This window comes from Arthrobacter sp. ZGTC212, assembly GCF_002929255.1.
GTDB classification, from domain to species: Bacteria; Actinomycetota; Actinomycetes; order Actinomycetales; family Micrococcaceae; genus Arthrobacter_B; species Arthrobacter_B sunyaminii.
Genome location: NZ_PJIJ01000002.1, coordinates 27822 through 42341 on the forward strand (window position 1 = coordinate 27822; position 14520 = coordinate 42341).

The 14520-nt window shown below is 66.1% G+C and carries 13 protein-coding genes and 1 tRNA gene; 10 read left to right on the forward strand and 4 right to left on the reverse strand.

Features of this window, described 5'->3' with window-relative positions:
- The first annotated feature begins 3 nt into the window (after nucleotides 1–3).
- The 4 genes from CXQ89_RS06770 to CXQ89_RS06785 all read left to right on the forward strand — a co-directional run bounded on the left by CXQ89_RS06770 (nucleotide 4) and on the right by CXQ89_RS06785 (nucleotide 3754).
- Nucleotides 4–1113 (forward strand): prephenate dehydrogenase, encoded by a 1110-nt coding sequence (locus CXQ89_RS06770; RefSeq protein ID WP_258059939.1) that lies wholly within the window; start codon nucleotides 4–6, stop codon nucleotides 1111–1113.
- Nucleotides 1110–1811, forward strand: coding sequence for a (d)CMP kinase (gene cmk, locus CXQ89_RS06775; RefSeq protein ID WP_104160738.1), 702 nt, complete (start codon nucleotides 1110–1112; stop codon nucleotides 1809–1811). Before CXQ89_RS06770 ends, cmk begins: the two co-directional genes overlap by 4 nt.
- Before the next feature lie 200 nt (nucleotides 1812–2011).
- Nucleotides 2012–3565 carry a ribosome biogenesis GTPase Der gene (der, locus tag CXQ89_RS06780; RefSeq protein WP_104054741.1) on the forward strand — a complete coding sequence of 518 codons (1554 nt, stop codon included), beginning with the start codon at nucleotides 2012–2014 and terminating at the stop codon, nucleotides 3563–3565.
- Between the two features lie 115 nt (nucleotides 3566–3680).
- Nucleotides 3681–3754, forward strand: a tRNA-Pro gene (locus CXQ89_RS06785).
- 63 nt (nucleotides 3755–3817) lie between these two features.
- Here CXQ89_RS06785 and CXQ89_RS06790 read toward each other — a convergent pair.
- Nucleotides 3818–4459 (reverse strand): hypothetical protein, encoded by a 642-nt coding sequence (locus CXQ89_RS06790; protein ID WP_104160739.1) that lies wholly within the window; start codon nucleotides 4457–4459, stop codon nucleotides 3818–3820.
- Between the two features lie 57 nt (nucleotides 4460–4516).
- Nucleotides 4517–5098: a small multidrug efflux protein gene (locus tag CXQ89_RS06795; protein WP_104160740.1), complete on the reverse strand. Its 582-nt coding sequence runs from the start codon at nucleotides 5096–5098 to the stop codon at nucleotides 4517–4519.
- A 241-nt stretch (nucleotides 5099–5339) separates the two neighbouring features.
- Here CXQ89_RS06795 and CXQ89_RS06800 point away from each other — a divergent pair, with 241 nt between their 5' ends.
- Nucleotides 5340–8120, forward strand: coding sequence for an AAA family ATPase (locus tag CXQ89_RS06800; protein ID WP_219815570.1), 2781 nt, complete (start codon nucleotides 5340–5342; stop codon nucleotides 8118–8120).
- A 10-nt stretch (nucleotides 8121–8130) separates the two neighbouring features.
- Nucleotides 8131–9183, forward strand: coding sequence for a sorbosone dehydrogenase family protein (locus CXQ89_RS06805; RefSeq protein ID WP_104160742.1), 1053 nt, complete (start codon nucleotides 8131–8133; stop codon nucleotides 9181–9183).
- Between the two features lie 58 nt (nucleotides 9184–9241).
- Here CXQ89_RS06805 and CXQ89_RS06810 read toward each other — a convergent pair whose 3' ends face one another.
- Together CXQ89_RS06810 and CXQ89_RS06815 are read right to left on the reverse strand one after the other, a co-directional pair.
- Nucleotides 9242–10411, reverse strand: coding sequence for a 12-oxophytodienoate reductase (locus tag CXQ89_RS06810; RefSeq protein ID WP_104160743.1), 1170 nt, complete (start codon nucleotides 10409–10411; stop codon nucleotides 9242–9244).
- The gene (locus CXQ89_RS06815; RefSeq protein WP_104054723.1) at nucleotides 10408–10914 is read right to left on the reverse strand and encodes a nuclear transport factor 2 family protein; all 507 of its coding nucleotides are present in this window, start codon (nucleotides 10912–10914) and stop codon (nucleotides 10408–10410) included. Before CXQ89_RS06815 ends, CXQ89_RS06810 begins: the two co-directional genes overlap by 4 nt.
- Nucleotides 10915–11011: 97 nt before the next feature.
- Between CXQ89_RS06815 and CXQ89_RS06820 the strand changes: the two genes are divergently transcribed.
- The 4 genes from CXQ89_RS06820 to CXQ89_RS06835 all read left to right on the forward strand — a co-directional run bounded on the left by CXQ89_RS06820 (nucleotide 11012) and on the right by CXQ89_RS06835 (nucleotide 14515).
- Nucleotides 11012–11800, forward strand: coding sequence for an SDR family oxidoreductase (locus CXQ89_RS06820; protein ID WP_104160744.1), 789 nt, complete (start codon nucleotides 11012–11014; stop codon nucleotides 11798–11800).
- A gap of 65 nt (nucleotides 11801–11865) precedes the next feature.
- Complete coding sequence (locus CXQ89_RS06825; protein WP_104054721.1) at nucleotides 11866–12888, forward strand: VOC family protein; 1023 nt, start codon at nucleotides 11866–11868, stop codon at nucleotides 12886–12888.
- Nucleotides 12889–13211: 323 nt separating this feature from the next.
- Nucleotides 13212–13679 (forward strand): FHA domain-containing protein, encoded by a 468-nt coding sequence (locus tag CXQ89_RS06830; RefSeq protein ID WP_104054720.1) that lies wholly within the window; start codon nucleotides 13212–13214, stop codon nucleotides 13677–13679.
- 65 nt (nucleotides 13680–13744) lie between these two features.
- Complete coding sequence (locus CXQ89_RS06835) at nucleotides 13745–14515, forward strand: MerR family transcriptional regulator (RefSeq protein WP_104054719.1); 771 nt, start codon at nucleotides 13745–13747, stop codon at nucleotides 14513–14515.
- Nucleotides 14516–14520 lie beyond the last annotated feature (5 nt).

The following is a 14520-nucleotide window of genomic DNA, read 5'->3' on the forward strand; positions in this document are numbered from 1 at the left end:
GCAGTGGGCGCGGCACAGGGATCAGCCACGCACCTGTCCGGTCCCGTCCTGGTGATTGGAACCGGCCTGCTCGGGACCAGCATCGGGCTGGGTCTGCGCGGGCAGGGCATCGACGTTGCGTTGTCCGACATTTCGCCGTCGACAGCGGCCGTGGCACGGGACATCGGTGCCGGCCGGCTGCTGGAGACGGTGGAAGAAGGCTTCGCCCCTGAACTGGTTGTGGTCGCCGCGCCGCCGGACGTCACTGCAGCGCTTGCCGTGCAGGCGCTGAAGGACTGGCCCGACGCCGTCGTCGTCGACATTGCCAGCGTCAAGGGTGCAGTGCTGGCGGATCTGCGCGCCTCCGGCGCGGACCTGACCCGCTACGTGGGCACCCATCCGATGGCGGGCCGGGAGAAGTCCGGGCCCGTTGCCGCGCTGGGGGAGCTGTTCACCTCCATGCCGTGGGTCATCTGCGCGTCGCCGGAAAGCTCTCCGCAGGCGGTCAAGTGCGCGGAGGCCCTCGCGATCGATCTCGGCGCCGTGGTCTCACGGATGAGTGCCGCGGACCATGACCAGTCCGTGGCGCTGATTTCGCACCTGCCGCAGGTCATGTCCTCCCTGGTGGCCAGCCGGCTGCAGGACACGCCGGCACAGGCCATGGCACTGGCCGGCAACGGCCTGCGGGACGTGACCCGGATTGCCGCCAGCGATCCCAAGCTGTGGGTGCAGATCCTTTCCGGCAACGCTCCCCGGCTGGTGGAAATTCTCTACGGCGTCCGCGAAGATTTGAACCGGCTCATCTCCACGCTGGAGGATCCGGTGGCGGACGGCGCCCGCCTGGACATGGCGCAGCTGATCTCGGAGGGCAACACCGGGCAGGCCCGGATTCCGGGCAAGCACGGTGCTCCGCCGCAGTCCTTCGTGTCCTTCACCGTCCTGGTGGATGACACGCCGGGACAGATTGCCCGGCTGCTGACGGAGATCGGCGAAATTGGCGTGAACCTGGAAGACCTGCGGCTGGAGCATTCCTCCGGCCAGCAGGTGGGACGGGCGGAGATTTCCGTCCTGCCCAGCCGGGTGCACAGCCTGGTAAATGAACTAAGCGCCCGCGGGTGGAAGGTAGTGCAGTGACTGTAGAACGCAATCCGGCAGAGTTCCGGCTGGGAAAACCACTCGTGGTGGCCATCGACGGCCCGTCCGGATCAGGAAAATCCAGCATCAGCCGTGAAGCGGCCCGCCGGCTTCGCGCCGCCTACCTGGACACCGGGGCCATGTACCGGGCTGTGACGCTGTACTGCATGGAAGCCGGCATCGACCTCGAGGACGCTGCGGCAGTCGAAGCCGCCGCCCGTGCCGCGGACATTGAACTCAGCACGTCCCCGGACGCCGAGTTTGTCCGCGTCAGCGGCCGTGACGTTACCGACGCCATCCGCGAACCAATCGTCTCCTCCTCGGTCAGCGCGGTGGCCACCACCCTGGGTGCGCGCGCCGAGCTGGTCCGCCGCCAGCAGCAGCTGATCAAGGACTCGGGGCTGCGCATCGTCGCCGAAGGCCGGGACATCACCACCGTCGTCGCGCCCCTTGCGGAAGTGCGGATCCTGCTCACCGCGTCCGAGGAAGCCCGCCTGCGCCGGCGCGGCGTCCAGCTGGGCGGAACCCAGAGCGCCGCGCAGCTCAAGGAACAGGTGATCACCCGCGACGCCAAGGACTCCACGGTGGTCAATTTCCAGCAGGCGGCCGACGGCGTGGTCACCATCGATTCCTCGGATCTGGACTTTGAAGAGACTGTCCAGGCGGTGCTGGACGTGGTGTACGCCAGCACCCACTAGGGTCAGGACCACACCACCGGCGGCAGCGCAATGGCAGTGCACCGGCAGGGCTCAAATGCCCTGCCGGTGCCGCGCGTGTTTCAATGGACTGGTGGAACTGCGGTGTTATCACCCGCGGAACCCCACACAAACTTACCGGGCTGAACGTCCGGAGACGGCCTGCTTGCAGTGCTGCAGACCTCAACGGAAAGAAAGCAAAAATGACGAACTCCTCATACTCCGGCGCTGCCGGCGACGAGACTGGCCAGGACGAATACGTTCCGGCCGGAGAGGACCAGGTAAACGAACGCCTGGCCAGCATGGACGATGCCGAGACCGAGCTGCGTGCCGAAACGCTGCGCGCCGGCCTGTCCGACTACGAACTTGACGAAGAAGACGCCGCGCTGCTCGCCGGCGGCTTCGAAGAATACGACGAAGACGCCCCGCTGCGCCAGGATCCCGTCGTCGCCATTGTGGGCCGCCCCAACGTGGGCAAGTCCACGCTGGTGAACCGCATCCTGGGCCGCCGCGAAGCCGTCGTCGAAGATACCCCCGGTGTGACCCGTGACCGCGTGTCCTACCCGGCCACCTGGAACGGTGTTAACTTCACCCTCGTGGACACCGGCGGCTGGGAGCACGACGCCCGCGGCATCCATGCCCGTGTGGCCGGGCAGGCCGAGGTCGCTGTCGACGTCGCCGACGCCGTACTGCTGGTGGTTGATGCAACAGTGGGCATCACCGCCACCGACGAAGCCGTGGTGCGCATGCTCCGCGGCAAGGGCAAGCCCGTCGTCGTCGTGGCCAACAAGGTGGATGACATCCAGAATGAAGCCGACGCAGCGCAGCTGTGGGGCCTTGGCTTCGGTGAGCCGTACCCCGTGTCGGCCCTGCACGGCCGCGGTACCGCGGACATGCTGGACGCCATGATGGAGGTCCTGCCGGAATACTCGGCATACGGCGGACTGGACAAGTCCGGCGGCCCCCGCCGCATCGCCCTGATCGGCCGCCCGAACGTGGGCAAGTCCTCGCTGCTGAACAAGCTGGCCGGCAGCGAGCGTGTGGTGGTCGATGACACGGCCGGCACCACCCGCGACCCGGTCGATGAGCTCATTGAACTCGGCGGGCGCACCTGGCGCTTCGTGGACACCGCAGGTATCCGCCGCCGCCAGCACATGGCACAGGGTGCTGACTTCTACGCTTCCCTGCGTACCCAGTCCGCGCTGGAAAAGGCCGAGGTTGCCGTCGTGCTCCTGGCAGTGGACGAAGTCCTCAGCGAACAGGATGTGCGCATCCTGCAGCTGGCCATCGAGTCCGGCCGTGCCCTGGTGCTGGCCTTCAACAAGTGGGACCTGCTGGACGACGAACGCCGCCGCTACCTGCAGATCGAGATCGAGCGCGACTTGGCCCACGTGGAGTGGGCTCCGCACGTGAACATCTCGGCCATGACCGGCTGGCACAAGGACAAGCTCGTCCCCGCTCTGGACAAGGCCCTGGAGAGCTGGGACAAGCGCATCCCCACCGGCAAGCTCAACGCCTTCCTTGGCGAGCTGGTAGCAGCGCATCCGCACCCGGTGCGCGGCGGCAAGCAGCCCCGCATTCTCTTTGGCACGCAGGCTTCTTCGCGCCCGCCCAAGTTTGTGCTCTTCACCACCGGATTCCTGGATCCGGGCTACCGCCGCTTCATCACCCGCCGCCTGCGGGAAACGTTCGGTTTTGAGGGCACTCCCATCGAAGTCAACATGCGCGTGCGTGAAAAGCGCGGCAAGAACCGCTAGCACTTCGGGCCCCGGACGCCGCAGCGGCGTCCGGGGCTTTCCCGATTGGGGAAAAGCACCAATCATGGGGTAGAGTATTCGAGTTGCTTCGGCCGGAAACATTCCGGCAGAACAGCGGGTTGTGGCGCAGCTTGGTAGCGCACCTGACTGGGGGTCAGGGGGTCGCAGGTTCAAATCCTGTCAACCCGACAAATAGCCCGGCGGAACGAAAGTTCTGCCGGGCTTTTGTCGTTTAAAGTGCCGTAAAGCAACCTAGTCATCGCCTCCGAAAAAGCCGCCGTCAAGGATGCGGTTATATCGCAGACGGAGTGCGCGCTCCGTGCTCGCTGCGAGCGTTGCCAGGACAAGCCCGATGTTCGCTGTAGCCGGAAGGGTGAAGGGGCTGTAAAACGTGCCCACGTTCTCCGCTATGGGTGGGAACAGCGTGATCTGTTCGACGGCCTGGGGCACGCCCAGCACGAGTGCGAACAAAAGGACGATCACCGACGCGGCGCCCACACCACGGCTCAGTGCCGGGTTGGTTTGCTGCAGGCGGGCACGCCGGCCTTCGGCTGAGGCGGGATCGGGTACCAGTTGCTGCTCCGAGCCGTCGGACCTCACGTAGTGGGAGCGTTTGAGCCCGTAACCGCTGACCTCAACCTCGATGGTGCCGCCGGGCACCGGGAACGCGGCAGGGAGTGAAGACTGGGCTCGATTGACGCCGTTGCGGTAGAGCCGTACATACGCCTCTCCATCCTCGTCACCCCCATGCCGGACATCGACGGACCAGGTCTCCAGCACCCCGTCTTCGCCGGAGAGGTGCAGGTGCAGCAGGGAACGGGTGAACAGCTGCCACCAGCGGAAGGGTGGAAGCGTATGGCCGTCGCCGGGCTTCACCGTCTTATAGGGTGCCATTTTGTTCCTCTCGGAGTTCACCGCCCGGACCTCTGCGGTCCGGGCGGTCGCTGTGGATCAGACCCCGACGACGTAAGTGAGGGCTGCCCAGATCGACACGGTGGCGACGGTGGTCCAGAGGACGATCGCCACCGCTTGCCAGAGCAGCACCCAGCCTCTAGCGGTTCCGCTGGCGATGAGGATCGCGGCGGTGAACTGCGTCGGGATCGCCAGGGGTCCAAGGATGCTCGCGCCGGGGACGCCGAAGCGGACGAGCCACTTCATGAAGCGCTGCCGGCCCTTGGACTCGGGCTTGGCCGGTGGAGTCTCTTCCAACATGGGACTCCCGCCATAACCGCCAGGCCCCGGGACCAGAGCGGCGCTCCGGGCCGCTGCCCGTCCCCGGTTGTGCTTTACGACGGCGGTGCGGGTCCGGGAGGCGAAGAGCACCACGAGGAGCACGCTCAGGAAATTGCCGGCGGCGGCGGCGCTGCCGGCGACGATGGGGTTCAGGCCGCCGACGACGCCGATCAGGGAGGCTACTTCGCCCTCGATGAACGGAACGGCCCCGGCGAGCATGACGATGAAGGGCCGAAGGAACTCGGGCACTTGGGCGGCAAGTTCCTGGAAGTTGATGATGAGTTCCTGGATGGGGTTCATGGCTTTGATTTCCTCTCTCTACGGGTGCGGGTTCTAGTGACAACGGATCAGCCCCCCATTGACGCCGTAGTCCGCAATGCGGCTGTGTCTTCAGGATGCTGCGCGCTGCGACGCCGACGCATCGGTAGGCCTTCCTGCATGTCCCCGGCCCATACCTACCCACTTGGGATCGACCGATTTCGTTTGCCTAGGTGAGAATTGCCTAATAGGCTCCGGGCATGCTTTGAAGGGAGCGTCACCGGTGGACTTCCTAGGCCGGCAGGCCGAGCGCGCAGCTATCGACAACCTGATCTCACGGGCCCGAGCCGGGGAGAGCGGGGTGATCCTGGTGCGCGGAGAAGCCGGTATTGGAAAGACAATGCTTCTTGAGTACGCCCGGGGGAGGGCGGAATCCTCGGGGTTCCGAGTGCAGTCCTTGGTCGGAGTGGAGTCCGAGACACAGTTCGCCTTCGCGGGACTGCACCAATTGTGTGCGCCGCTGCTTGACCGGCTGGAGGCCCTGCCCGAACCGCAGCAGGCCGCTCTGGGTGTGGCACTGGGGCAGCAAAGCGGCGGAGTGCCGGACCGTTTCCTCGTTGGGCTGGCAACTCTGCACCTGCTGGCAGAGGTCGCCGAGGAAGGCCCCCTTTTATGCCTTGTCGATGATGCGCAGTGGCTGGACGAGGCCTCCGCCCAGGTCCTGAGTTTTGTCGCGCGGCGGATGGCGGAGGAAGGGATAGTGCTGGTGTTCGCGCTGCGGGACCCCGCCGACCGGGACGTTCGCTGGTTCGACGGGTTGTCCGTTGTGTGTCTGTGCGGGCTCGATGAAGCCGACGCGCGGGTGCTGCTGACCAGATCCGGCCGCACATCACTGGACGACGGTATGTGCGACCGCATCCTCGCCGAGGCACGCGGGAACCCCCTCGCACTGCTGGAGCTGGCCCGCAGCGCGCCCGCGCCGTGGGTGGCCGGAGGAATCGAGCTGCCTGAAGTGCCGGACACCGTGCACCGCATCGAGGAGACCTTTCGGCGCCGCTTGGCGGGTCTGCCGGTGCCGACGCGACTGTTGCTGTTGATCGCTGCGGTGGATCCGACCGGAGAGGCAGCCTTGCTGTGGCGGGCGGCCAAACATCTGGGGATCACCTCCGAGGCCGCCGAACCGGCTGAATCCTCCGGGCTCCTGGAGATTGACAGCCGGGTGCAGTTCCGGCATCCGCTGGTGCGTTCGGCTGTGCTTCGGGCGGCCGCCCCGCAGGATCGCCGCCGGGCGCACAGTGCGCTGGCCGCGGCCATCGATGCCGATGTCGACCCCGACCGCCGCGCCTGGCACCGCTCGCAAACGGTGCTGGGCACCGATGAGGGCGCCGCCGTGGAGTTGATTCGCTCCGCCGGCCGGGCACACGCCCGTGGCGGATTGGCTGTCTCCGCGGCCTTCTTGGAGCAGGCGGCCAAGCTGACCCCCGACCCCGCCGCCCGTGCATGCCGGGCGCTTGAAGCCGCCCATGCCAAACATGAGGCCGGTGCCTCCGCGGACGCCTTGGAACTGCTGACGGTCGCTGCGGCCGGGCCGCTCGACGACGTGCAACAGGCTCAACTCGGACTGCTGCGCGCCCGGATCTCGTTCCACCTCGTGCGGGACGGCGAAGGGCAGGCCATGCTGCTGGAAGCTGCCAAGTGCCTCGCCCCGCTGGACCCGGAGCTGTCCCGGGAGACCTACCTGGGTGCGCTGGATGCTGCGATTGTCACCGGCAACTCCCGCAGCGGCCGCGGCGTACCGACAGTGACCGAGGCTGCCCGGACCGCGCCGCCCCCAACGGGGCCGCCGAGGCCGGCGGATCTGTTGCTCGCCGGGCTGGTGACGATGTTCACGGAGGGGTACTCAACCGGCTTGCCCGGACTGCGGCGTGCGTTGGCCGCATTTGCCGACCATGAGAGCGAGGCCGGCCACGAGCCGGACATTCATGGGGTGAGCGTAACCGACGGGGTGAGCGAGACCCATCGCCGCCGCTGGGGATGGCTCGCCTGCCGAACCGCCATGGCGGTCTTCGACGATGAGATGCTCCACACTCTGGCCGCCCGGCCGGTCCAGCTGGTCCGTGATTCCGGCGCCCTGGCCGCACTCCCACGCGCACTTCTCGGCCAGTCCGTTATGTTGGTGCTCTCCGGTGAGTTAGCCCAGGCCGAGGAGCAGACGGCGATCGTGGCCGCGACCAGGGCGGCACCCTTGCTCCATGCGCAGCTTTTCCTGTCCGCCTGGCGCGGTCGTCCGGACGAGACTGCCGAGGTATACGCGACCATTGCCGCGCATGCAGCCGGCAATGCGAAGGCCACAGAGGTGTCCCTGGCACAGTACGCAATGGCGGTGCAGCACAACGGTATGGGCGACTACCCGGCGGCGCAGGTGGCGGCAACCCGGGCGTTCGAGTCAGAAGCGTCGAGGTTCAACAACCTGGCCCATCCCGAACTTATCGAAGCGGCGTGCCGTGCCGGGCAGCCGGAGTTGGCCGCCGAGGCGCTGGAAGAGCTCACCTCGCGGGCCCGCGCCAGCGGCACTCCCTGGGGGCTCGGCCTGGCGGCGCGTTCCCGGGCGCTGACCAGCACCGGGCCAACCGCCGAGGAGCATTACCGTGAGGCGATTGAGCAGCTTGCGCGCTGCCGGATGGCCGCCCATCTGGCACGCACCCACCTTGTCTACGGCGAGTGGCTTCGCCGCGAGGGTCGTAGGCAGGACGCGCGGGAACAGCTCCGCACCGCGCACGGGATGCTGTTGGACATGGGCGCGGAGGCGTTCGCTGCCCGCGCCGCACGTGAACTGCGCGCCACCGGGGAGTACCCGCGGAAGCGGACCGCTCAGCCAGCCGATGCACTTACAGCCCATGAGCTGCACATCGCCCGTCTGGTGGCCACCGGCGCCACCTCAAGGGAAGTCGGCACACAGTTGTTCCTGAGCCCCCGCACGATCGAGGCCCATCTGCGCAGCATCTTCCGCAAGCTGGACATCAATTCCCGCCGGCAGCTCCGGGAGCTGTCCCTTCCCCGCTGACTGGAGAGCTATGCCGGGCAAAGCACGTCTCGCGGCGGCCGCGGCAGTTGTGGGTCTGGTGACGACCGGCTGCACTGCCCCGCCCGCGCAGGACGGGGCAGCGGTCGGGACCTCAGCGGCGGAGATTATTGCCGCCGGACTCGATGCCCCGTGGTCCATTGCCTTCCACGAAGGGACCCCGCTGGTCAGCGAACGTGATTCGGCGCGGATAGTGGAACTCGATGACGACGGCGTGGGCCGCGAAGCAGGTGTCATCGGAGGCGCAGCCAACAGGGGAGAGGGCGGCCTCCTCGGCATCGCCGTTCAGGCGGGGTACCTCTACACGTACTTGACCGCCGGCGGGGAGAACCGGATTGAGCGCCGGGAACTCTCTGGTGCCGCCGGTTCACTGGGTCTGGGCTTGCCGGAGATTATTCTGGACGGCATTGAAGCCGGTTCGATCCACAACGGAGGGCGCCTTGCCTTCGGCCCTGACGGGATGCTGTACGCCACTACCGGAGATGCCGGGAACAGGGGCAGTGCCCAGGACACTGACTCGTTGTCCGGAAAAATCCTGCGGATGATGCCCGACGGCGGGGTGCCGGAGGACAATCCGTTCCCCGGGTCGCTGGTTTACAGCTACGGTCACCGTAATCCGCAGGGAATTGCCTGGGACGCCGAGGGCGTCCTCTACGCCAGCGAGTTCGGGCAGAACACCTGGGATGAACTCAACGTGATCCAGCCCGGCGGAAACTACGGTTGGCCGGAGGTTGAAGGCACCGCCGGAGCGGAGGGTTTCATTGACCCGGTCCAGCAGTGGGCACCGGCCGATGCCAGCCCCAGCGGTATCGCCGTCGCCGGCAATTCCGTCTACATCGCCAACCTGCGCGGTGAACGGCTGCTGGAGGTACCGCTCGCCGGTTTAGACACTTCCACCGTGTATCTGACGCGGGAGTACGGGCGGCTGCGCGACGTCGTCCGCGGCCCTGACGGAAGCCTATGGGTGCTTACGAACAACACCGACGGGCGCGGCAACCCGGAACCCGGCGATGACCGGATCCTGCGTTTCGATGTTTCCGACTGAGCCGGCGGACCGTGCGCTCCGATAACGGGGCGCACGGTTTTCGGACTGGTTGATCCGGTTACAACAGTGCTGATTCGTGTTTCCCGTAGTCATACTGGGGCAACGGCCCTCCGCTGCGCAGCGTCCGCACCAAATCAGGGTCGGCAAGGTGCAGCCGTCCAATGGCGATGAGGTCAAACTCCTCGTCGTCCAGGCGGCGGAGGAGCTCGTCGCGGTTGTCCAGGATCGGGTTGCCGCTGCTGCGCCGGTCCTTGATAGCGGAGCCGATGCCGACGCTGCCCACAGCCATGCTGCTCGCCCCCGTGAGCTGTTTTGCCCAACCTGCCAGACTCAGGTCGCTGCCCTCGAAGGCCGGTGCCTGGAAACGGCGGGCGCTCGCGTCAAGGACGTCCACTCCTGCTTCCACCAGCGGACGCAGGAGTGCGCCAAGCTCCTCCGGGGTGTTAGCCAGACGTGCACCGAAATCCTGCTGCTTGTGCTGGGAGAACCGGAAGAAGATGGGCAGCTCCTCGCCGATCTCCTCCCGAATGGCCCGGACAACCGCAGCGGGGAAGGCAGCGCGGCGTTCCGCGTCACCGCCCCATTCGTCATCCCGCCGGTTCGTGTCTGCCCAGAGGAACGCATCCAGCAGGTAACCGTGGCCCCCGTGCAGGGCAATGCCGTCAAAGCCGGCGTCAACGGCGCCGCGCGCGGCCGCCCGGAAGGCTTCAATGACACTGTTGATGTCTGCGGTTGTCATGACGCGGGTAACGGGCTCGGAGGCACGGACATAATCATCTGAATAGGTGGTGATTCCGGGTGTTCCCCACAGGCCGGAGGGCCGCATGGGGGTGACTGCCGGGCTTCCGCCCATCGCACCCCACAGGGGTCCCACATGCCACAGCTGCGGGATGATGCGTCCGCCGGCCTCGTGCACGCCGTCGACGACGGAACGCCAGCCGTCCAGCGCAGTAGACGCGAACATGTTGGGCACCCAGGCATGGTCAACCGAAGCCGGGTGGTCAATCGCCACCCCCTCGGTGATGATCAGCCCCGTGCCGCCCTCAGCCCGGCGCCGGTAATACCGGGCAACCTTCTCACCCGGGACCCCGCCGGGGGAGTGGGTGCGGGTCATCGGGGACATGACGATCCGGTTGCGCAGGTGCAGTGACCTCACGCTGAACTCGCGGAACAGCGGGTCTGCCGCGGCGCTGAATCCGGCTTCGAGGGAATCGTGGTTCGCGGTCACAGCGCTGCACTTCCTGCCTTGGCGAGCATTTGCCGGGAGGCGGCGCGGCCGTCCAGCAGTGAGTTGGTGCGTGCGGTGACCTTCCAGCCCGATCCGGTGCGGGCCAGCTCCCAGCGGTTTGCGGAGAGCCGGTCCACGTAATAGCCCGGATCAGTGCCGTCCCGGTGCCGCACCAGCATCGAGTAACCGGTGGCGACGGCGGTGTCGCCGGACACGCGGATGTCCGGAATGCCCAGGAAATGGCTGGAGCCCTCCGCGATGATCTTCTGGTGCGAGGGCCCGTGCACCATGCCGCGGAAGTCCTCCGGTCCGGTCAGCGTTGCCTCGCCGTCACCGAGGCTGTAGGTGTAGCTGCCGTCCCCGGTCCACAGTTCAGCCACGGCGTCAGCGCTGCCGCTGTCGACGGCAGGACCGTAAGCGGCGAGCACGCCGAGTATCTCTTGGTGATCTTCCAAGCGTTGGATGCGCTCCTGGAGCGCGGCAATCCCGGTCAGTGGACTCATCAGTTATTCCCCTTCGAATTCCCTTTAGCTTGTATCTAATATCACCAGTGGCTCGAGATGCAAACAAGCGCTTGACCGGGAACGAGAGGAACGTGGAATGAGCGGTTTCGAGAAGTACGGACCCTGGGCACTGATCGCCGGCGGCTCGGAGGGCGTGGGCGCCGCGCTGGCGCACGAGCTGGCCGGGCGGGGCCTCAACGTGGCCCTCGTGGCGCGCAAGCCCGGGCCCCTCGCAGAGGTGGCTGCCTCCGTCCGCGCAGCCTACGACGTCGAAGTGCTCGCCATTGAGCAGGACCTGCTCGCCGAAGGTGCCGTTGATTCGATCGCCGAGTGCCTCGGGGACCGCGAGGTGGGCCTGCTGGTATCCAATGCCGGCGCCAACACCTACGGCAGCGAGATTGTGACGTCCGACGCGGACCGCGCCCAGATGGTTATCGACCTGAACATCACGGTCACTGCCGCCCTGGTCCGCCGGTTTGGCCTGCCGATGCAGGAACGGCGGCGCGGGGGCATCATGCTCACCGGTTCTCTGAGCGGCTTCGCCGGAGCCGCGGGAATCGGTTTCTACTCCGCGGCGAAGGCTTTTGTGCACAACTTTGCCGAGGCGCTGTGGGTGGAAATGCGTCCCTACAACGTTGACGTCCTGGAGCTGTGCCTGGGCCTGACCCGCACGCCCGCCATGGAGCGTCTCGGCTATCAGTTTGACGCCCCCGGCGTGCGGGCGTCCGACCCCGCTTCCGTGGCCCGGGAGGTTTTGGATCACCTCGGCGACGGACCCAGCTGGTACCCCGACGGTTTTGGCGACGACGCCGAGAAACGCTCTGCCCACCCCCGCGGTCCCATCGTCGAGGCCGCAAACGCGCACTACCGCTCACCCGCGGCCTAATTGCCCATCGGTCCAGCCTGGACCACAAGACATATCCGGATCCACAACATAATAAGGAGAAACGCATGGCACCCCGCCCCACCTATGATCCCGGTCCCACGATTGCCCACGCAGGCGGCATCAACATCGGCACCCCGGACCTGCAGAAGTCCCTGTGGTTCTTCCGTGACATCTTTGGCATGGAGGTCACCGCGGAGGACGACGGCGTTGCCTACCTGCGCGGATACCAGGAGCGGATCCACCACTCCCTGGTACTGACGCAGCAGGACGAGGCGCGGATCAACACCATGAGCCTGCGCGTCAGCCGTCCCCAGGATGTTGAACTGTTCCACGACCAGTTCGTGGAGGAGGGCATCGAAGTGCGCCAGCTCGGCGCCGGCACGGAACTCGGCCGCGGCGAGGCAGTCCGGCTTCTCCTGCCGGGCGGCGGACACCCGCTCGAGCTCTACTACGGCATCGAGCGCCCCCTCGCGCCGGAGGGGATGCGCTCAAAGCTCTTCGGAAACAGCTCAATCCGCCGGGGCCTGGGTGTCCAGCGGATCGACCACCTCAATATTCAGACCAGTGTCCAGAATATGGCGCAGGCAGAGGGATGGCTGCGTGAATCACTGGGGATGAAGCGGCGCGAGGCAATGGTGCTGCCGGATAATCCGGACGTTCCGTATGTCTCGTGGCTGTCCGTGAATTCCAAACTGCACGACATCGCGATCGGATCGTCCCAGACCGGCGAGGACGCACAGTTCCATCATGTCGCCTTCGCCCTTGAGAACATGCACGATGCCCTGACAGCGGTGGATCAGCTGCGGGATCTGGGCATCCAGATTGATGCGGGTCCGGGCAAGCACGGGGTCGGACAGGCCATGTACCTGTACGTCCGCGACCCGGGCTCGGGTTACCGGATTGAGCTTTACTCCGGCGGGTACCCGTTCTTCGACCCGGATCACGAGCCGCTGGTATGGGAGCCCAAGGACATGACGTACGGAATGACCTGGTACGGGGACAATCCCCTCGTCCATGCCGACACGTCCAGGTACCAGGAGACCATGCCCGTCGCAGGCCTGGACTTGAAGACGCTCATTAACGACTAACACGGCAGTCATCCGTACCGGGGCGCCGGCGCTGAAAGGCGGCAACAGGCGCCCGGCCGCAGCAGCGCAGGTGAGGCGGGGTTCCTTCATTGGGGCCCCGCCTCTTTGGCATCCCGGGCATTTCACCCCGGCGCCCGCGCTGTCACTGTTCGCCATGTAAGTGTTTGAAGCTTCGGGACCGCAACCCCCGTAGTACGCTCAGTGCCGGGAACGCCCGCCAACAGGTAGGCTAGGACAGCCGGTACGGCAAGAATTTGTCAGCAGAACTGTGCGGCCAGCCAGCAGGACAATTGGTTGGCCGCATCTTTTGGGGAGGATGGAACATGGCGCGCGAGGACAACAACGCCGGCCACAGCGGAGAACGGCGTGAATTGGGCGCCGAGGACACCACTACAATCAGTCTGCCGCCGCAGAGCGATACGACTGTCGAGCCCAAGCTCAGCACAGATGAACGGGCTGCAGTTGCCGCACTGCCTGCAGGATCGGCACTGCTGATAGCGCATTCAGGACCCAACAGCGGGGCAAGATTCCTGCTGGACCAGGATGTGACAACAGCCGGACGCCATCCAAACGCGGATGTGTTCCTTGATGACGTGACGGTCTCCCGCAAGCATGTGGAGTTCCGCCGGTCTCCCGAAGGATTCCGCGTGGTGGATTCGATGAGCCTGAACGGCACCTACGTGAACAATGACCGTGTGGATTCCCTGCTGCTGCGTACGGGCAATGAGGTCCAGATCGGCAAGTTCCGGCTGACTTTCTACGCTGCACGGCCAACCGCCGCAAAGCAGTAGGAAACACCGGCACAGAAGTGTCCGGCCGGACGTCCACGGGAACACTGAGGGAATAGGTACCAGGTATGTCAGCATCACAGCCCATCAGGCGGACCCTTGGCACGGGGAACGAGCGCCTGCGCGGCCGTGTGCTCAATATCGGGGAGGTGCTGGGTGAACTCAGCACCGATTTCCCCGGAATCAGTGCGTCCAAGATCCGTTTCCTGGAGGAAAAGGGTTTGGTGACGCCGCAGCGGACGGCAGCCGGTTACCGGAAATACACCACGGCCGACGTCGAGCGGCTGCGGTTCGTTTTGGCGCTGCAGCGCGACCAGTATCTGCCGCTGAAGGTCATCAAGGACTACCTGGACGCCATTGACCGGGGAGAGCGCCCCGAATCGCTGCCCGGCGGCATGTCATTGACTCCGCGTGCGGTGTCCGAGCAGCTGGCGGGGGAGCTCTCCGCCCGTACGCTCGCCCGCGGGCTGACCTTCAATGAGCTCGTAAGGGAATCCGGTGCATCGGCTGATTTGGTGAAAAGCCTCGCCAATTACGGCCTCATTGCAGCTCCCGACAACAGTTCAGAGAACGGTCTCTACGACGAACATGCGTTGAAGGTTGCACGTGCCTGCGCGAAGCTGCAGTCCCACGGGATTGAGCCCAGGCACCTGCGTCCGTTCCGGGCCGCGGCCGACCGTGAGCTGGGGCTGGTTGAAAGCGTGGTGGCACCGCTGGCTTCCCGGCGCGATGTTGCGTCCAAAGCCCGGGCCGCGGAGACAGCCCGGGAAATCAGTGATCTCTGCCTCAACCTGCACAGTGCCCTGGTGAACGGGCACATCGCACGAATGGAAAGCTGAAGAGC